At 66.4% G+C, this 18,857-nt stretch carries 15 protein-coding genes and 1 pseudogene; 7 read left to right on the forward strand and 9 right to left on the reverse strand.

Features of this window, described 5'->3' with window-relative positions; genetic code table 11:
- Positions 1 to 78: 78 nt before the first annotated feature.
- Both AC5JDC_RS24870 and mmsB read left to right on the forward strand, forming a co-directional pair.
- Positions 79 to 1,248, forward strand: a complete 1,170-nt coding sequence (locus AC5JDC_RS24870) for an isobutyryl-CoA dehydrogenase (protein ID WP_495845545.1) — start codon at positions 79 to 81, stop codon at positions 1,246 to 1,248.
- A 141-nt stretch (positions 1,249 to 1,389) separates the two neighbouring features.
- Entirely contained in the window at positions 1,390 to 2,274 is an 885-nt protein-coding gene (mmsB, locus tag AC5JDC_RS24875) for a 3-hydroxyisobutyrate dehydrogenase (RefSeq protein ID WP_495845546.1), read from the forward strand.
- 400 nt (positions 2,275 to 2,674) lie between these two features.
- Here the strand turns inward: mmsB and AC5JDC_RS24880 are convergent, their stop codons facing one another.
- The 6 genes from AC5JDC_RS24880 to AC5JDC_RS24905 form a co-directional block, all read right to left on the reverse strand.
- Entirely contained in the window at positions 2,675 to 3,037 is a 363-nt protein-coding gene (locus AC5JDC_RS24880) for a hypothetical protein (protein ID WP_495845549.1), read from the reverse strand.
- On the reverse strand, positions 3,034 to 3,405 hold the full coding sequence (locus AC5JDC_RS24885) for a carboxymuconolactone decarboxylase family protein (RefSeq protein WP_245428411.1): 372 nt from the start codon (positions 3,403 to 3,405) through the stop codon (positions 3,034 to 3,036). Before AC5JDC_RS24885 ends, AC5JDC_RS24880 begins: the two co-directional genes overlap by 4 nt.
- A gap of 92 nt (positions 3,406 to 3,497) precedes the next feature.
- Positions 3,498 to 4,880, reverse strand: coding sequence for an aspartate aminotransferase family protein (locus AC5JDC_RS24890; protein ID WP_495845551.1), 1,383 nt, complete (start codon positions 4,878 to 4,880; stop codon positions 3,498 to 3,500).
- Positions 4,881 to 5,083: 203 nt separating this feature from the next.
- Positions 5,084 to 6,244: an MFS transporter gene (locus AC5JDC_RS24895; RefSeq protein WP_495845553.1), complete on the reverse strand. Its 1,161-nt coding sequence runs from the start codon at positions 6,242 to 6,244 to the stop codon at positions 5,084 to 5,086.
- Positions 6,241 to 7,401 (reverse strand): MFS transporter, encoded by a 1,161-nt coding sequence (locus AC5JDC_RS24900; RefSeq protein WP_495845555.1) that lies wholly within the window; start codon positions 7,399 to 7,401, stop codon positions 6,241 to 6,243. Before AC5JDC_RS24900 ends, AC5JDC_RS24895 begins: the two co-directional genes overlap by 4 nt.
- A 103-nt stretch (positions 7,402 to 7,504) precedes the next feature.
- A complete protein-coding gene (locus AC5JDC_RS24905; RefSeq protein ID WP_495845557.1) occupies positions 7,505 to 8,248 on the reverse strand; it encodes a DUF72 domain-containing protein in 744 nt (247 codons plus the stop codon).
- Between the two features lie 229 nt (positions 8,249 to 8,477).
- On the opposite strand from AC5JDC_RS24905, the gene AC5JDC_RS24910 reads away from it, so the two are divergent.
- The 4 genes and pseudogenes from AC5JDC_RS24910 to AC5JDC_RS24925 all read left to right on the forward strand — a co-directional run bounded on the left by AC5JDC_RS24910 (position 8,478) and on the right by AC5JDC_RS24925 (position 15,416).
- The gene (locus AC5JDC_RS24910) at positions 8,478 to 10,052 is read left to right on the forward strand and encodes a trimethylamine methyltransferase family protein (RefSeq protein WP_495845559.1); all 1,575 of its coding nucleotides are present in this window, start codon (positions 8,478 to 8,480) and stop codon (positions 10,050 to 10,052) included.
- A gap of 8 nt (positions 10,053 to 10,060) precedes the next feature.
- The gene (locus AC5JDC_RS24915; protein ID WP_495845560.1) at positions 10,061 to 11,242 is read left to right on the forward strand and encodes an MFS transporter; all 1,182 of its coding nucleotides are present in this window, start codon (positions 10,061 to 10,063) and stop codon (positions 11,240 to 11,242) included.
- Complete coding sequence (locus tag AC5JDC_RS24920; RefSeq protein ID WP_495845562.1) at positions 11,239 to 13,812, forward strand: GcvT family protein; 2,574 nt, start codon at positions 11,239 to 11,241, stop codon at positions 13,810 to 13,812. Before AC5JDC_RS24915 ends, AC5JDC_RS24920 begins: the two co-directional genes overlap by 4 nt.
- A gap of 249 nt (positions 13,813 to 14,061) precedes the next feature.
- A pseudogene (locus AC5JDC_RS24925) lies at positions 14,062 to 15,416 on the forward strand (M24 family metallopeptidase).
- On the opposite strand, the gene AC5JDC_RS24930 reads toward AC5JDC_RS24925, so the two are convergent.
- Genes AC5JDC_RS24930 through AC5JDC_RS24940 form a run of 3 tightly spaced genes read right to left on the reverse strand, consistent with a single transcriptional unit; the run spans position 15,406 to position 17,696 of the window.
- Positions 15,406 to 15,717, reverse strand: coding sequence for a hypothetical protein (locus tag AC5JDC_RS24930; RefSeq protein ID WP_495845564.1), 312 nt, complete (start codon positions 15,715 to 15,717; stop codon positions 15,406 to 15,408). The pseudogene AC5JDC_RS24925 and the gene AC5JDC_RS24930 sit on opposite strands and share 11 nt — an antisense overlap.
- Before the next feature lie 18 nt (positions 15,718 to 15,735).
- Positions 15,736 to 16,641 (reverse strand): phosphate/phosphite/phosphonate ABC transporter substrate-binding protein, encoded by a 906-nt coding sequence (locus AC5JDC_RS24935; RefSeq protein ID WP_495845566.1) that lies wholly within the window; start codon positions 16,639 to 16,641, stop codon positions 15,736 to 15,738.
- 47 nt (positions 16,642 to 16,688) lie between these two features.
- On the reverse strand, positions 16,689 to 17,696 hold the full coding sequence (locus AC5JDC_RS24940) for a fatty acid desaturase (RefSeq protein WP_495845568.1): 1,008 nt from the start codon (positions 17,694 to 17,696) through the stop codon (positions 16,689 to 16,691).
- Positions 17,697 to 17,919: 223 nt separating this feature from the next.
- Between AC5JDC_RS24940 and AC5JDC_RS24945 the strand changes: the two genes are divergently transcribed.
- Positions 17,920 to 18,762: a helix-turn-helix domain-containing protein gene (locus AC5JDC_RS24945; RefSeq protein WP_495845570.1), complete on the forward strand. Its 843-nt coding sequence runs from the start codon at positions 17,920 to 17,922 to the stop codon at positions 18,760 to 18,762.
- Positions 18,763 to 18,857: the final 95 nt, after the last annotated feature.

The raw sequence follows: 18,857 nt of genomic DNA on the forward strand, positions 1-18,857 counted from the left end.
GTCCGGTCGCGGTTGCGCGGCGGCATCATTGGTCTAGATTGGCGGCAAGGCATAGCCAAAAACGTCAGGGAGGACGCCATGGACGCCGCAGTCGATCCTGCCGCCATCCAGTTCGACCTCAACGAGGACCAGCGCGCCATCCGCGAGGTGGCGGAGGCGTTCGCGGCCGACCGGGTCGCGCCGAACGCGCTGGAATGGGACAAGAGCCGGCATTTTCCCGCCGACGTGATCAGGGAGACCGGCCCGCTCGGCTTCGGCGGCATCTATGTGCGCGAGGATGTCGGCGGCTCCGCCCTCGGCCGCCTCGATGCCGTGCTGGTGTTCGAGGCGCTGTCGCGCGCCTGCCCGGGATTCGCCTCCTTCGTCTCCATCCACAATATGGGCGCGTGGATGATCGACCGCTTCGGCGATGACGAGCAGCGCCGGCGCTTTGTGCCGAGGCTCACCTCGATGGAATGGCTCGCCAGCTACTGCCTGACCGAGCCGGGATCGGGATCGGATGCGGCCGCGCTGAAGACCCGCGCCGTGCTGGACGGCGACCACTATGTGCTGAACGGCACGAAACAATTCATCTCCGGCGCCGGCGACAGCGACATCTACGTGGTGATGGTGCGCACGGGCGGCGACGGGCCGAAAGGCATCTCCACGCTTGTCGTCGAGAAGGACACGCCCGGCCTCTCCTTCGGCGCGGTCGAGAGCAAGATGGGCTGGCACATGCAGTCGACCCGGCAGGTGATCTTCTCCGACTGCCGGGTGCCGGCGGCCAACCGCCTGTCCGGCGAAGGCGCCGGTTTCTCCATCGCCATGGCGGGTCTCGACGGCGGCCGGCTCAACATCGCCGCCTGCTCGCTCGGCGGCGCCCAGGCGGCGCTCGACAAGGCGGTCGCCTATGCCGGCGAGCGCAAGGCATTCGGCAAGCAGCTCAAGGAATTCCAGGCGCTGCAGTTCAAGCTGGCCGACATGGAGACCGAGCTGCAGGCGGCCCGCGTCTTCCTTTATGCCGCCGCGGCGCGGCTCGATGGCAAGAGCCCGGAAGCCGGCAAATGGTCGGCGATGGCCAAACGCTTCGTCACCGATGTCGGCTTCCAAGTGGCCAACGAGGCGCTGCAGATCCATGGCGGCTACGGCTACCTGCACGACTACGGCGTCGAGAAGCTGGTGCGCGACCTGCGCGTCCACCAGATACTCGAAGGCACCAACGAGATCATGCGCGTGATCGTGGCGAGGAATTTGCTGGGGAGGCAGTAGGCAAACGGGAGGCAGTAGGGAATAGGCAGTCGGCAGTAGGACCCCGATCGTGCTTCTTCTGCCGTCGGCGCCCACCGGCCCGCTGACCGACCCTACTGCCTACTGCCTACTGCCTATTGCCAATCTTGAAGGACCACTACCATGCCAACCATCGCTTTCATCGGCCTCGGCAATATGGGCAATCCGATGGCCGCCAATCTGGTGAAGGCCGGCCATGCCGTGCAGGGTTTCGACCTCGTGCCCGACAATCTTGCCAGGGCGCGCGAGAGCGGCGTGACGGTGATGGCCAATGCGGCGGCCGCGGTGACGGGCGCCGAGGTCGTGGTCACGATGCTGCCGGCCGGCAAGCACGTCATCTCCGTTTACGAGGACATCGCGCCAAAGGTGGCGGAGGGCGCCCTGCTGATCGACAGCTCCACCATCGACATCGACTCGGCCCGAAGGGCCCATGCGATCGCGGCGCGGCGCGGCCTGCCTTCGATCGACGCGCCCGTCTCGGGCGGCACCGGCGGTGCCACCGCCGGCACCCTCACCTTCATGGCCGGCGGCAGCGCCGAAGCCTTCGCCAGGGCCGAGCCGATCCTGCAACCCATGGCCGGCCGCATCGTGCATTGCGGCGAGGCCGGCGCCGGCCAGGCGGCGAAGATCTGCAACAACATGATCCTCGGCATCTCGATGATCGGCGTCGCGGAAGCCTTCGTGCTGGCGGAGAAGATCGGCCTGTCGCACCAGGCGCTGTTCGATGTGGCCTCGACGTCGTCCGGCCAGTGCTGGTCGATGACGACCTATTGTCCGGTTCCGGGCCCGGTGCCCACCTCGCCGGCCAACCGCGACTACAAGCCGGGTTTCGCCGCGGCGCTGATGCTGAAGGACCTCAAGCTGGCGCAGGAGGCCGCCCAGGCGTCAGGCGTGGCCACGCCGCTCGGCGCACAGGCCTCGCAGCTCTATGCGCTGTTCTCCGGCCTGGGCCACGGCGACATGGATTTCTCCGGCATCATCCGCATGCTGCGCGGCGACATCGGCTGATTTCGTGCCGATCCGGTGCCAGAGAGCGTACCCGACCAGCTCTTGCTACGAGTTGATGCCGGCAAACGATCCAACCAGCCGGCTACCGCGAAAACGCCCGATTCAGCTTTGCTTAAGGTCTCGATAACCGCGCGGTAACATTGTCGGCTTAAAAGAGAAGACAGATCGGTTGTCGCAGCCGCTCTCACGCTCCGGATCAGGTCTCGCGTACCGGAGCCAGGTTTCTCGCGCTGTATTGCGTCCGTGTATGCCGTGCGTGACTTTGGCAAGACCGCGCTTTTCCGCTCGGCGGAACGGCGCGGTTTTTGCTGTCGCCGCCGCGGCGGGACGCTGCACTGTCGCACTGCTCGAAGATAGCTGCCGCCTGTAGGTCCCCCCTCTCCAACGGGGCATGCATCGGCTAGCCTTTGCGGCTGCTCAACCTTCGATAGTTCGCCTTGACCTTGCGCCCCGCCGGTTTCATCGCCGCCTGGATCGCCCGGTCTGCGGCCATGCCGCTCATAAGCGACGGCGTCCTGCCGGACAGCAGTTCGGGCCAGAAGCGCAGGGCCGCGCTTGCGATCTCCATCTGTGCCGCGGCCATGCCTTCGGCCAGGGCGGCTGCCTTCTCGGAAACGGCCCGCGCCGTCTCGCTGCCGGGCCCGGCCGCATAGGCGCCGGCTTCCGCCACCAGCAGCGGCACGCGCATGCCGATGACGAGCGGGGCAAGCATCAGGTCGGTGGCAATCCCGGCTTTCCGCTTGATGGCTCGCCTCCCCTTCATTCGTGCGGCTCGAACTGCACGTCGACCGGCGGTTTGAGGCCGTTCACCAGCCGGTTGGTCTCGTTGGCCATGCCGACCACCGCAAGCAGTTCCATAAGCTGTGCATCGGTCATGCCTTTGGCGCGCGCCGAGGCGGTGTGGGAGTAGGTGCAGTATTCGCAGCCATTGCTGGCCGACACGGCGATATAGACCAGCTCCTTGGTCAGCGGATCGAGCGCGCCCGGCGCCATCACCTGCTTTATCGAGTCCCAGGTGCGCTTGAGCAGCGCCGGATCATGCGCCAGCACCTTCCAGAAATTATTGATCCAGTCGGTGTTGCGGGTGGCCATGATGTCGTCGTAGACGGCGCGCACCTCCTCACCGGCCATTTCGTATTCAATCAACGGAAGCAGCGATTTACCCGACATTCCTGACCTTTCGTTGAAGAATGGGCGGGCAGCAGCGCCCGCCCTTGTCGGCGTCAGGCCGCCTTGCGCAGGTCGGCCTCGGCGAGATCGAGCGCCCTGGCGATACGCTCGCCGGCGAGATCGATCGTCTGCCGCGTCCAGATCAGCGGCGGCGACAGGATCATGGTGTCGCCGGTCGCCCGCATCATCATGCCCTGGCCGATGGCATGGTCGCGCACCAGGACGGCGGCGCTGCCGACGGGCTGGAAGCGCTCGCGCGTGCGCCTGTCCCCGACGATCTCGATCGCGCCCATCAGGCCGACGCTGCGCACCTCTCCGACCAGTGGGTGGCCGCCGATGCGCTCGCGCAGCATCTCGGCGAAATAAGGACCGGTGTCGTCGCGCACCCGCTCGACCAGCCCCTCCTTCTCCATGATCTCGAGGTTCTTCAGCGCCACGGCGCAGGCCACCGGATGGCCGGAATAGGTGTAGCCGTGATAGAACTCGCCGCCCTTCTCTTGCAGCGTGCCGGCTATGCGGTCGCCGACCAGCAGGGCCGACAGCGGCTGGTAGCCCGAGGTCAGCGCCTTCGCCGTCGTGATTGTGTCCGGCTCGACGCCGAAGGTCTCGGCGGCGAACCAATGGCCGGTGCGACCATAGCCGGTGATCACCTCGTCGAGCATGAGCAGCACGTCGTATTTGCGACAGATGCGCTGCACCTCCGGCCAATAGCTCGCCGGCGGGATTTTTACGCCCCCCGCCCCCATGACCGGCTCGCCGATGAAGGCGGCTACCTTGTCCGGACCGGCTTCAAGGATCGCGTCCTCCACCGCCCTGGCGGCGCGCAGCCCGAAATCATGGTCGCTCTCGCCCGGCAGCGACAGCTCGAACGCATAGGGCATCATCACATGCACGATGTTCGGCACCGCGCCGCCGAGCTGGCCGTGCATGCCCTCCATGCCGCCGAGCGACGTGCCGGCGACGGTGGAGCCGTGATAGGCCATCTTGCGCGAGATGATGCGGTTCTTCTCCGGCTTGCCCTCAAGCGCCCAGAAATGGCGCACCAGCCGCAGCGCCGTGTCGTTAGCCTCAGAACCCGAAGAGCCGAAGAACACCTGGCTCAGCCCCCTCGGCGCCAGCTCGGCGATCTTCTTGGCAAGCAGCGTCGGCGTCGGCGTGGTGCAGCGGAAGAAGGAATTGTAGTAGGGCAGCTCCTTCATCTGCTGGTAGGCGGCCTCGGCCAATTCGTTGCGGCCGTAACCGATATTGACGCACCACAGGCCCGCCATGCCGTCGAGGATCTCGTTGCCCTCGGAATCGTAGACGAACGGCCCGTCGGCCCGCACGATCATGCGGCTTCCGGCGGCGCGCAGGTCCTTGTGGTCGGTGAACGGGTGCAGATGATGCGCGGCATCGATCTGCTGCAACTGTTTCAGCGAATAGTTCTGGTAGGTCATGAGTTTGGCCTCTCGACTTGAACTGATCCGGCGGATGCCGGGACGAATTCAGCGAGCGGCGGCGGGCGGCGAATAGCCTATCCGGGCGCACAGCCGAAGCAGTTCGACATGGATCGTGCGCCGCGAAGGCGTCGAGGCATGTCGGTCGCAGCAGGAATGGCCGTCGCGCATGAGAGGACTGTAGTCGACCTTGGCAGGAACGTTCAAGACCGCCGCGACAATGACCGCAATAGCGCGAAGGTGACCAGCAGGCTGCTCAGTCCGGCGATGACGACAGGAAGGCCAAGCGGCCCGATGGCCTGCATCAGGGCACCCGAGGTCGGCGGGCCGACGATGCCGCCCAGTCCCCACATGAGAGCGAAAGCGGCGTTTCCGGTCACCAGCGTCGTACCGTGGAAACGGTTGCCGAGTTCGACCAGCGCCATGGTGTAGACGCCGTAGCCCACGCCTCCCATCACCACCAGCAGCGGCCATACCGCCGGCGTCAGGACCAGGGTTGGCAGCAGCAGCGCGCAGCATGCCGTCGCCAGCGCGCAGGCCAGCATCATGGTGCGGCCGCCCAGCCGCTCGGCTGCGAGGCCCAGCGGGATCTGCAAAACGATGTTGCCGAGCGAGAGCGCCGTGATCAACGAAGCGAGCACGGCCTCCGGAAGGCCATAGGCTGCCCCGAAGACAGGCGTCAGCGAGTAGGTGCTCTGCTGCACGGCCGACGACGACAGCACCGCGGCCAGCAGTGCCGGCGCGATCATGGCGAAGCCGAAGACGCCGCCCGCCTGCCCGCTTTCGCCCTCGAAGCCGGCAAGGCCGGAAGAGACCAGGTGTAGGACGGCGCCGCAGGCGAGAAAGCCGCCGATGGCGATGAGGAAGGGCGGCCAGCCTTCGACGCCGATCATGGTGAGCGACAGCGGGCCGACGGCATAGCCGGCACCCATGACGGCGTTGAAGACGCCCATCACGCGGCCGCGCTTGCCCGGCGGCGCCAGCGCCAGCGCCCACACTTCGCCGAGCACGTAGAGCGGGTTGATGACGAAGCCGAGAAGGAAGCGGATGACGAACCAGCCGATCCAGTTCTGCATGGAGCCGATGAGGAAGAAGCAGAATGCGCCGACCAGCGCGCAGGTGACGGCAACGTTGCGCGCGCCGAATGTTCGCACCGCCCATGGCACGAATGAGGCCGAGAGGATGAGGCCGAGCGGCATCATCGCCGCCGAGGTGCCGATCAGCGCCGGCGACAGGCCCTGCCTCTGCATCAGCAGCGTGAACAGCGGGTAGCTCAGTCCCTGCGCCATGCCGAACATGGCGAGCGCGGCGGTCACTCCCATCAGCGCCGACCAGCGCGGCTGCGTCTCCTGCGCCGCCGTCATGCCCGGTCTCGGGAACGCATGAGAATGGAGACGACTAGGCCGAGGCAGAGCAGCCCGAGCGCCAGCGGCAGGCCCTGCACGCCGGCGATGTCCATGACGGCGCCGGTCACCGGCGGCCCGGCGATGCCGCCGATACCCCAGAACAGAGCGAAGGCGGCGTTGCCGGTGATCAGCATGGCGCCGGAAAACCGCTCGCCGAGCTCGATCAGCGCCATGGTGTAGATGCCGAAGGCCACCGCGCCCCAGACGAATACCATCGGCCAGATCAGCGGTGTCGCGAGCAGCAGCGGCAGCAGCGCGCAGCCGAGCACGGCGACGACCGCGCAGAGCAGCATCACCCGGCGCGCGCCGATGCGCTCGGCCAGCGCGCCCAGAGGAAGTTGGAGCGCTATGTTGCCGGCGATGAAGACGGCGAGCAGCGAGGCGAGCGTCCGCTCCGGCGTGCCGTAGCTCGCGCCATAGACAGAAAACAACGACAGCAATCCCTGCTCGAAGGCCGCGGCCGCCGCCACGGCGAACAAGAGCAGCGGCGCCAGCATGGCGAAGCCGCCCACCGAAGTCGTATGCGCCTCGTCCTGCATGTCCGGCAGGCGCGGCAGCACGATCACCAGAATCAGCCCGCAGACCAGGAAAGCGCAGATGCCGACGAGGAAAGGCGGCCAGCCCTGCGTGCCGACCACGGTGAGGGTCAGCGGGCCGAGGGCAAAACCGCCGGACACGATCGAGGTGTAGATGCCCATGATCCGGCCGCGCTTGGCGGCCGGCGCGATCGCGATCATCCAGGTCTCGCTGATCACGTAGAGCGGGTTGGCGAAGAAGCCGAGCAGGAAGCGCAGCGGGAACCACAGCCAGACGTCCTGTGTCCAGCCGATGGCCGCCAGCATCAGCGTCGCCAGGCCGGCGCAGCCGACCGTCAGCGGTCCGGCGCCGAAACGGCGCGACAGCCACGGGATGAACGGCGCCGACACGATATACCCGAGCGGCGTCATTGCCGCCGAGGCGCCGATCATGGCCGGCGAATAACCCTCGCGCAGCAGGATGAAGCTGAGCAGCGGATAGGTGAGCCCCTGCGCGATGGCGAATACCGACACGGTCGCGATGATGCCGGCCAGCGCCGCCAGCGGCATCCCCGAAGTGTCCCGTACCTTTTCCACCATCGTTTGCTCGAGCCGCCGGAACTGGCGAGCGGCCTCCATGCCACGACGGCAGACCATGCGCACTACGGCACGGCAGCGATTTCGCCCCGCCACGAAGCGGCGCCTACGCCAGGGACTCCTTCAGCCTCTGCGCATCCGCCGGCGCGGCACTCTTCACGTCGTTGTCGAAGAAACACCAGACGCCCCGCCCCTGCCGGCGCCATTTGCGGATGTTCCTGGCCCAGCCGGCGAGCTGTTCGTCGCTGTAGCTGCCATGATAGCGGCCGCTCGGACCATGGTTGCGAATATACACCCAGTCCGCCGTGACCTCGAGCGGCGCCGGCGCGTCGGCATGGTCGGACAGGCAGAGCGCGGCGTTATGGTCGGACAGCAGCTCGAAGACCGGCTTCTCGTACCAGCTCGGATGGCGGAACTCGAAGGTGTGTAGCCGCCCTTTCGGCAATCGGTCGAGGAAGCGAGCGAGCCGCTCACGGTTGACCGCCATGCGCGGCGGCAGCTGGAACAGGACCGGCCCGAGTTTTTGCCGCAGCAGTTTCACGCGTGAGTCCAGCAGCTCCATCGAATGCGCGTCGATGTTGAGCCGGCGCCAATGCGTGATGAATTTCGACGCCTTCCAGGCGAAGCGGAAGTCGCCGGGCACGGTGTCGAACCAGTTCTCCACCGCCTTCTCGGTCGGTGTTCGATAAAAAGGCGCGTTGAGCTCGGTGCTGTCGAATCTCGTCGAATAATAGTCCAGTGCGTCCTTCTTCCTGACCTCCCTCGGATAGAACGGCCCCCACCAGCCGGCATAATGCCAGCCGGAGGTGCCGATGCGCAGCTCGGCCTCATTGCGCTTGCTTCGCGGCATGTTTCAACCCGGGTCCGTTTCGAGTCAGTCCCGTCGGCACGGCGGGAGCGGCCAATGCCCGGGTTCAACGCACCACCATGCCTTTGGTCGCAGACCTGGCCCGCCAGCCGGCGGCGGCATGAGACGCCGTTGCGTCATGTCGCTTCCTTTGCGCTAGTGGTCGTCGCCTCCGCAATGGCGTGACGGGCGGCGGTCCATTATGCGCCGGCACTGAAATACGAGGATGATCATGAACGCCGTGCAGCCCGACCTAGCCGCTCCCGTGGCCGAACGCTCCCGCCGCGGCGGCCGCGCCGGCAAGCGTTCGGGCGCGGGCGCCGGCTTCGAGCAGCCGCCGTTCCGGCAGTTGCGGATGCCGCTGCAGCCGACGAAGCTCGTCTCCGACGACCAGCTGGAATCGATCCATCTCGCCTCGCTCCGGGTGCTGAAGGAGATCGGCGTCGACGTGCTGCACGACGGCGCCCGCCAGATCATGAAGGAGCATGGCGCCGACGTGCGCGACGGCAGCGAGCGCGTGCGCTTCGATGGCGACATGATTCTGGAGCTGATCGCCCACTGCCCGCCGGAATTCACCATCCACGCGCGCAATCCCGCCCACAACATCCGTTTCGGCGGCGACAATTTGATCCTGTCGATGATGGCCTCGGCGCCGAACTGCTCGGACATCGACCGCGGCCGCCGGCCCGGCAACCAGCAGGACTACCGCAACTTCCTGAAACTCGCGCAGATGCACAATGTCCTCAACTGCACGGGCGGCTATCCGGTCGAGCCGATCGACATCCACCCGTCGGTGCGCCATCTCGACTGCATCCGCGACCTCGCAACCCTGACCGACAAGGTCTTCCACATCTATTCGCTCGGCAAGGAGCGCAACGTCGACGGCATCGAGATCACCCGCATCGCCCGCGGCGTGTCGCGCGAGCAGCTGATCGACGAGCCTTCGGTCTTCACCATCATCAACACCAACTCGCCACTGAAGCTGGACGTGCCGATGATGGAGGGCATCATCCAGATGGCGTCGATGGGCCAGGTGGTCATCGTCACGCCGTTCACGCTGTCCGGCGCCATGGCGCCTGTGACCGTCGCCGGCGCGCTGGTGCAACAGAATGCCGAAGCGCTGGCCGGCATCGCCTTCGCGCAGATGGTCCGCAAGGGGGCGCCGGTCGGCTATGGCGGCTTCACCTCCAATGTCGACATGAAGTCGGGCGCGCCGGCCTTCGGCACGCCGGAATACATGAAGGCGCAGCTTGTCGGCGGCCAGCTGGCGCGGCGCTACAACATCCCCTACCGCACCTCCAACACCTGCGCCGCCAACACCGTCGACGCCCAGGCCGCCTATGAGAGCGTGTTCTCGCTTTGGGGCGCCGTTCAGGGCGGCGGCAACATGGTCATGCACGGCGCCGGCTGGCTGGAGGGCGGGCTGCGCTGCTCCTACGAAAAGACGATCCTCGACATCGATCTTCTGCAGATGGTGGCGGAATTCCTCACTCCGCTCGACCTCTCCGAGGAGGCGCTGGCGGTGGACGCCATCCGCGACGTCGGGCCGGGCGGGCATTTCTTCGGCACGCCGCACACGCAGTCTCGCTACAAGACCGCGTTCTACGCGCCGGTACTGTCCGACTGGCGCAACTACGAGACCTGGGCGGAGGCCGGCAGTCCGACGGCTATCGAAAGGGCGAACCGCGTGTGGAAGGAGCGGCTGGCGCAATACGAGGAGCCCTGGATGGACCCGGCCATCCGTGAGGAGCTCGACGCCTTCGTCGAAAGGCGCCGCGCCGAAGGCGGCGCTCCGACGGATTTTTGATACAGCGCATGACCGCCCTGGACGCCGTGTCCCCTGGTCCCGCCCTGATCACGCCGCGCGCGGCGGTGGGAACCGTGTTCCTTTGCTTCGGCCTGGCGATCGGCCTGCTCGGCGGTTCCGTTCCCGTGATCGCCCGGCTCGCCGGCACGTCGCCGGAGATGATCGGATCGGCCTTCTTCGGCTCTACCATCGCCGGCATCCTCGGCCAGACCCTTGCCGGCCGCGTCGGCGGCGGGGTCAGCTTGAAGAAACGCCTGCTCATCCTGCAACTGATCGCGGCCGTGTGCCTCGTCCTGCTGTTCCAGGCGGAAAATGCCGTCGCGCTGATCGCCGGGCTGTTCGTCTTCATCTTCTTTTCAGCCAGCATCGACCTCGTGATGAACAGCGAGGGCGTCGCGGTTGAACGGGCTCTCGACCGCCCCGTTCTCTCCGGCTTCCACGGCCTCGCTTCGCTGGGCGTCGGGCTAGGTGCCATCGGCGGCAGCTACCTGTCGGTGACGGTCGGCCTGACGGCAACCGCGATCGTCAGCCTCTTGGTGCATGCGGCCGCCATCGCCGCGGTTATGTCCGGCACGCCGGACCGCGGCGCCACACAGCCTGCCGAGGCCGGCTCGAGCTGGTTCCGGCCCTCCGCCGCGCTTGTCGCCCTGTCGCTCGTGCTCGGCGTTTCGATGGCTGGCGAAATGGCCGCCACGATGTTCTCCGCTCAGACGCTGGTCGACCAGGCGCCGGCGCTCGCCGCCTATGCCGGCGCGGGCGCAACCGCCTTCGCGCTGTTCCAGGCGGCCGTCCGCCTGAGCGGCGACCGCCTGCGCGCGCTGCTCGGCGACGAAAGGCTGATCCGCGTCTCGTTGGCGGTGGCGTTCGTCGGGTTCGCGGTGATCACGACCTCCTCCAGCTTCGCCGTCAGCGCCCTGGGCTTTGCCGCCGTAGGCATCGGCACCGCCTGCATCGTGCCCTGCGGCTTCGCCGCCGCGGCGCGGATGTCGGCGCGGCCGGCGGCGGCTGTGATCAGCATGCTGTCGCTGATCACCGGTCTCGTGCGCATCCCCGCCCCGCTCGCCTATGGCTGGCTCGCCGAGGAGATCGGCTTCGCTCCCGCCTACCTTCTTTATGCCCTGCTCGCCGCCGCCGCGCTTTGCCTCGCGTCCTTCGCGGTCGGCCGAGCCCGTTCCAGGAGTTCCACATGAAATCCCACGTCAAAGCGGTTGTCATCGGCGGCGGCGTCGTCGGCTGCTCGGTGCTCTACCATCTTGCCCGCGCCGGCTGGACCGACGTCATGCTGATCGAGCGCTCGGAGCTGACGTCCGGCTCGTCCTGGCACGCCGCCGGCGGTTTCCACACGCTCAACGGCGACCCCAACGTCGCGAAGCTGCAGGCCTATACCGTGCAGCTCTACAAGGAGCTGGAGGAGCTTTCGGGCCAGTCCTGCTCGCTGCATCTCACGGGCGGCGTCATGATGGCCGACACGCCGGAGCGCATGGATTTTCTGCGCCTCGCCCATGCAAAGGGCCGCTATCTCGGCATGGACACCGAACTGATCACGCCGTCGGAAGCCAAGGCGATGTTCCCGCTGATGGACGAAAAACATTTCGTCGGCGCCATGTGGGATCCGGTCGAAGGCCATCTCGACCCGTCGGGCACCACTCACGCCTACGCCAAGGCGGCCAAAAAGCTCGGGGCCGAGATCGTGCTGCGCAACCGCGTCGTGGAGCTGACGCAGGAGGCCGACGGCACCTGGAACGTGGTCACCGAGCAGGGCACGGTGAAGGCCGAGCATGTGGTGAACTGCGGCGGCCTGTGGGCGCGCGAGATCGGCCGCATGGTCGGCGTCGAGCTGCCGCTGCTCGCCATGGAGCACATGTACCTGCTCACCGAGCCGATGCCGGAGGTCGAGGAGTTCAACAAGGCGACCGGCCGCGAGATGGTCGGCGTGCTCGACTTCAAGGGCGAGATCTACACCCGCCAGGAACGCAACGGCGTGCTGCTCGGCACCTATGAGAAGGCATGCAAGCCGTGGTCGCCGGTGAATACGCCGTGGGACTTCGGCCATGAACTGCTGCAGCCCGACATCGACCGTATCGCACCGTCGCTGGAGATCGGCTTTCGGCATTTCCCCGGCATCGAGAAGGCCGGCATCAAGCAGATCATCAACGGCCCCTTCACCTTCGCGCCCGACGGCAACCCGCTGGTCGGCCCGGTCCAGGGCCTGACCAATTTCTGGTGTGCCTGCGCCGTCATGGCCGGCTTCAGCCAGGGCGGCGGCGTCGGGCTGGCGCTCTCCAATTGGATGGTCAACGGCGACCCCGGCTTCGACGTCTGGGGCATGGATGTCGCCCGTTTCGGCGAATGGGCGAGCCTGCGCTACACCAATGCGAAAGTTCGCGAAAACTACTCGCGCCGCTTCTCCATCCGCTTTCCCAACGAGGAATTGCCCGCCGCGCGGCCGGCGCAGACCACGCCGCTCTACGACACCATGGTCGCCAACAACGCGGTGATGGGCGACAGCTGGGGCCTGGAGACGCCGCTCTGGTTCGCGCCGAAAGGCACCGAGGCGAAGGACATCGTCTCCTACCGCCGCTCCAACGATTTCGAACATATCGGCGCGGAGGTCCGCGCGACGCGCGAACGTGTCGGCGTCACCGAGATCGCCAATTTCGCCAAATACGAAGTCTCCGGTCCGGGTGCAGAGGAGTTCCTCAACCGGCTGATGACCAACCGCATGCCGAAGAAGGGCCGCATCGTGCTCACCCCGATGCTGAACGAGTTCGGCAAGCTGATCGGCGACTTCACCATCGCCAGGACGGGCGACGAGACATTCATGATCTGGGGCTCGTCGGCCGCGCAGAAATACCACATGCGCTGGTTCGAGAAGCACCTGCCGAAGGATGGGTCGGTGCGTATCCACCGCTTCGACCAGACGCTGGTCGGCCTCTCCATCGCCGGGCCGAAGAGCCAGGCGCTGCTGCAAAAACTCGTCGACGAGGACGTGTCGTCAAAAGCCTTCCGCTTCATGGATTTCCGCGAAATGGCGGTCGGCGGCGCGCCGGCAATCGTCAACCGCATCACCTATACCGGCGACCTCGGCTACGAGATCTGGATGCAGCCGGCCTATCAGCGGCTGGTCTATGCCGCGATCAAGGAGGCAGGGGCGGAATTCGGCATCGTCGATTTCGGCATGCGCGCCCTGCTCTCCATGCGGCTCGAAAAGAATTTTCCGACCTGGTTCCGCGAGCTTCGGCCGATCTACGGACCTTTCGAGGGCTCGATGGAGCGCTTTATCAAGCTGGAAAAGAACGACTTCATCGGCCGCGAGGCTGCGGCGAAGGAGCATGCCGCAGGGCCGAGGCTGCGGCGCGTGTCGCTCATCGTCGATGCCCTCGACGCCGACGTCATGGGCGACGAGCCGATCTGGGCGAAGGTGAACGGCAAAGATTTCGGCACCGTCGAGAAGCCGCATGGCTATGGCGCGCCACGTTTCGACACCACCGGCAAGGAAGTCCGCGGTTCGACTGCGGCGACCGGAGCCTCAATGGTGCGCGGCATCCGTGACGGCGAATGGTCGGTAGTCGGCTGGGTGACGTCGGGCGGCTATGCGCATTTCGTACAGAAGTCGCTGGCGCAGGGCTATGTGCCGGCCGAGCTGGCGGAGGACGAAAGCGAAGGCCTGTTCGAGATCGAGATTCTGGGCCAGCGCCGCCCGGCGCGCATCAATGTCGAGCCGCTGTTCGACCCCGCCGGCGAGAAGATGCGGGGGTAGAGGCCCAGGGATGTCAGTGCTGCATCTTCGCACCCCCCTCTGTCCTGAGCTTGTCGAATGGGCCGGACATCTCCCCCGCAAGGGGGGAGATTGGCAGCTTCAACGGCATCACTCCGCCTGCAACATTGGCCATTGGCGAAACCACATCGGCAAGCCAATCTCCCCCCTTGCGGGGGAGATGTCCGGCAGGACAGAGGGGGGTGTGAAGGATTACAAACCTCGGCGAACCGCGTTGCGAGAGCGACCCTAATGGAGCCGCTCGTCAAAAGTACCTTCGGCCGCCACCGCAAGATCATGCCATTCGAGCCTGGCGCGGCCGCCGATATCGAGGCACTGCGCCAGCAGGCCCGCCAAAAAGCTGCCTCCCTCAACCAGCATGTCCTTGGCTATGGCGAGACTGCCGAGCGCGAATGGGCCGCCGCCGGCATTCCGGCCCCCGACCTGCCGGCGATGCGAAAATACCGGCTGGAGCGCATCCGCGCCGAGCTGAAGCGCCGCGGCTATGCCGGCGCGCTGCTCTATGATCCCGTCAACATCCGTTACGCCACCGACTCCACCAACATGCAGCTCTGGGTGGCTCACAACCCGACCCGCCACTGTTTTGTCGCGGCCGAAGGTCCGGTCGTGCTTTTCGACTATTTTTCCTGCGAGCATCTTTCCGACCATTCCGGCGTGGTCGACGAGGTGCGGCCGGCCGTCTCGTGGATGTATCTGTACGGTGGTGAACTCAGTGACCGGCGCGTGAAACGCTGGGCCGGACCGATTGCCGATCTCGTCAGAGCGCATGGCGGCGGCAATACGCGGCTTGCCGCCGACCATCTCGATCCGGAAGGTGTGGCTGAACTCTCGCGGCTGGGCGTCTCCGTCCACAATGGCGAGGCCGTGATGGAAAGCGCCCGGCTGATCAAGTCGCCGGACGAAATTCTGGCCATGCGCCGCGCCGTCGTCTCGTGCGAGGCGGCGATGGCGGAAATGCGGGACGCGCTGAAGCCCGGTATTACGGAAAACGAACTCTGGGCGGAACTGCATCGCGGCAATATTTCGCGCGGCGGCGAATGGATCGAGACCCGGCTTCTGTCGTCCGGACCGCGCACGAATCCCTGGTTCCAGGAGTGCTCCTCCCGAAAATCGAGGCCGGCGACCTGGTTGCCTTCGACACCGACCTGATCGGCCCCTATGGCTTCTGCGCCGACCTGTCCCGAACCTGGCTATGCGGCGACGGGGAACCGACCGCCGAGCAGCGCGATCTTTTTGCCATCGCCGTCGACCAGACCGCCCGCAACACCGCGCTGATCCGTCCCGGCATTTCCTTCCGTGAGCTGGTCGAGCGATCGGCAGTGCCGCCGCCGGACTGCTTTCCCGCCCGTTACGGCGTGCTTTACCACGGCGTCGGCCTGGCCGACGAATATCCGACCCTGCCGCATGCCGCCGACTGGACCGACGACACGCCGGACGGCGTGCTGGAACCCGGCATGGTGCTCTGCGTGGAAAGCTATATCGGCCGGCTCGGCGGGCACGAGGGTGTGAAGATCGAGGAACAGGTGCTGGTTACCGAAAGCGGGCGCGAGCAGCTGTCGCGCTTCCCGGTGGCGCTCACCGCATAGTGCCTGCCAGGCGGTCGAAGCGGCGGGAACTCGGATTGGTCTCGCCTTTCCGTTTTTCCGTGTCGACACGGATCGGACAGCCGTCGTTTTCTTCCGTGTCGACGTAAGGCTCGTCCACGGCCTCGCGCAGTTCGCTGCGCTCGGCAGGCGTCAGCTTTCGCTGCTTGATCAAGGCAAAGGCAACCGCGGCGGCAAGGATGGCCGGGCCGGCGATCGTGACAAGCACCCACAGACTGGAATCCAACATGGCGCGCTCCGTTCCTTGAACGATGCAACGCGCATGCGGCACCGCACGTTCCATGCGGTCCCTGCGCCACCTTCAGCGCGGCAGTTCCGTGACCGGCGAACCGAGGGCGGCGATGTAGGGCAGGCCCTTGCGCCGCCCGGTCCAGCCGACCACCCGCACCGCGCCGGCCTTCGGCTCGAAGCGCCTGATCAGCTGCCAGCTGCGGCAGTCGACGGCCGCCACATCCGCCCTGCCCTCGGCCACGGCCATGACCGAGGCGCGGTGCGCGCCGGTCTCGACCAGACCCGAAAAGACGTCGAGGCCCTCGCCGAGCGCGGCAAGATCGCGGGTCAGCGCCAGGATGCCCGACATGGAATCGTGACTGTTGAAGGCCAGCCTCTTGCCGCGGATGCGCCCGAGCGGGATTGTCGCAGTACCGTCGGAGGGCGCCCCCACGTCCCCCTCCCCCTCGAGGTGAGGGTCGCCGCGAAGCGGCGGGGCGGGGTCGTCGCGGCCGCGCTCCGCGGTCTCCTGCCGTAGCCCGCTGCCCCAACCGGCTCCGTCCGGCCCTTCGGGCCATCCCCCGCTCAAGGCGGGAGGATTCCGACGCATCAGGATGGCGCTCGAATAGAGCTCGCCCTGCCCGCCTTCGTAGGCGGAATAGTCGGGCTGGCCAACGATGCGTACATTCGACACCAGTTCCAGCTCCAGCGGCCCCCAGCAAGTCTGCCCGAACAGCAGCTTCGGGTGATGCCAAAGTGTGGAGAAATCGAGTTCGTCGGGCGGCAGCGTCGCCGGGTCTGGCGCAACGATCGCGCCCGCCGCGTCGCGGATGCCGCCCGGCACCGGCGGCATGTCGGCATTGCGCCGCACCAGTTTTTCCGGCGCGTCGATGCCGGCGGCACGCAGGCGGGAACGGATCGCCGCCCACTCGGCATCGACCTCGGCACGGGCCTCCGGCCAGTCATACATGGGCAGCGCGGCGAAGAAATCGGTCATGCCAAAGATGTCGGCGAAGCGGCGGCCCGGCGCAAGGGCGGGCCGCGCTATTCCTTGGGCGGCTCGGCCGGCACCGGCACCGAGCCCATACCGTTCAGCGAACGCGAGCGCACCCGCGGCGTAAAGGCGCGGCCCCTTTCCGGCGTGCGGCGCAGCGCCGGATGCACCACCGGCTCCTTGGGCTTGAAGGCATAGCTCCTCAGCAGCGCGAAATAGCTCGGGAAGACATAGCCGCGGTTCATCGCCAGCCATTCCTCGCGGCGGGCGCGGAACAGCGCCGGCAGATCGTACCAGGCGACTGTCGGGTTCTTGTGGTGGACGAGGTGCAGATTGTTGTTGAGGAACAGGAAGGCGAAGGGCGAGCGCTCGACGATGATGGTCCGCCCGTCCGGCCGCTCCGACCATTGGTGCTCGGCGAAGGTGCGCACCGAGATCAGCGACTGGCCGAGCCATACCGAAAGCAGATAGGCCCAGGCGGGGATGTCGAACACGGCAAGCACCAGCGGCATCACGACGGCAAGGCCCGCGGCGTGCAGCAGCCAGGCCTTTCGCACCGCGCGGTCGCCGGCGGCGATCAGCTTCGCCTCGGCCGCCAGGAAGCCGGCGGTGCCGAGCAGCGGCCCGATGACGAAGCGGCCGACCATGGTGTTGTTGACGTGCAGCAGGAATTTCAGCGCGGCCGGCAGATCGCGGTGCTGCCAGAGCGCGCGGTAGTAGGATTCCGGATCGTCGAAGGGATCGGTAAGGTTGTCGTCGGCGTGATGCCTGAGATGCAGCGCGCGAAACCGCCGGAACGGATAGACCAGGCCGGCCGGCAGGCCGACCAAAAGCTCGTTCAGCCATCCCCTGCGCGTCGGATGTCCGTGCGCGGCCTCATGCATGAGCGACGATTGCAGCGCCAGCACGAAGCCGAGCGCAACGATCGTCGCGGCCGGCCAGGCCGGCCAGGCGAGTCCGCAGAGCGCGGCCCACAGCGCATAGGTTGCGAAGATAAGAAGGACCGTCGGCCACTCCACGCGTTGCCGCCTGTGCGCCGTTCGCCTGCCTGCATTCATTTTAATCGACCACTGCCCCCAGCCGCCGGAATCGGCGATTCCTGACAGCATGGTGTCAGGAGAATGAGCAGCCTTCAACGCGACAATGCGCAGAAAGTGTTGTGATTGCGCATAAGAGGCCTCACATGTTATAGAAAGTAAACAGCAATCGGATTCGTGTTCTCTGTTTCCGGGTGGGAAGGACCTCCCGGAGTAGAATTTTCCTTCGCGAGGTCTCTCTGAAATGGACAAACGCGATCTTTCAAGCCTGTTTCGCGAGCGGCTGCGCGTCCTGCTCGCCCGCTATGCCGGCAACCAGTCGGCCTTCGCCGCATCGATCGGCATCGACCGCTCGGCGCTGTCGCAGATGCTGTCGGAGACCTCGACGCGCCTGCCGCGCGCCGAGACGCTGCTCACCATCGCCGCCGAGCACAAAATCTCGCTCGACTGGCTGATGGGCCTATCGCAGGACGAAGGCCTGACCGGCGAGATCCGCGAAAGCCTCGAGATCGAGGAGGCGCCCGACGGCTTCGACCGCACGCTGCTCGCCAAATGGCACGCAGAGGCGGCCAGCACGAAAATCCGTTACGTGCCCGCGGGCATCCCCGACCTTTTGCGCACCGACGCCCTGATCGACTACGAATCGGAGATCTCCAACCGCAGCCGCGCCGCCCAGGCCGGCGAGACGCAGTACCGCATCGACTACAACCGGCGGCCGGAGACCGACATGGAAGTCTGCATGCCGCGCCACACGCTGGAAGTCTTTGCGCGCGGGCTTGGCGTCTGGTCGGGCTTTCCGGAGCAGGCGCGGCGCGAGCAGCTCGAGCACATGTCGCGGCTCCTCGACGATCTCTATCCGACCTTCCGTCTCTTCCTCTACGACGGCCGCATGCGCTATTCGGTGCCCTACACGATCTTTGGCCCCTACCGGGCGGCGGTCTATGCCGGCGACATGTATCTGGTGCTCAACGCCACCGCGACCGTGCAGCGCCTCACCCGTCATTTCGACACGCTGATCCGCAGCGCCGAGATCAATCCGCACGAGGCATCGAGCTTCACTGCCGGCCTTGCCGGGATGCACTTCTGAGCATCGAGCTCATTGGAGTTCATTGAGCTGAGATTGACCCGACATAAAGACTTCTTTATATCTTTATCCAAACCTTGATGCCAAAGGGCCTTCTC

This window comes from Kumtagia sp., from assembly GCF_059502445.1.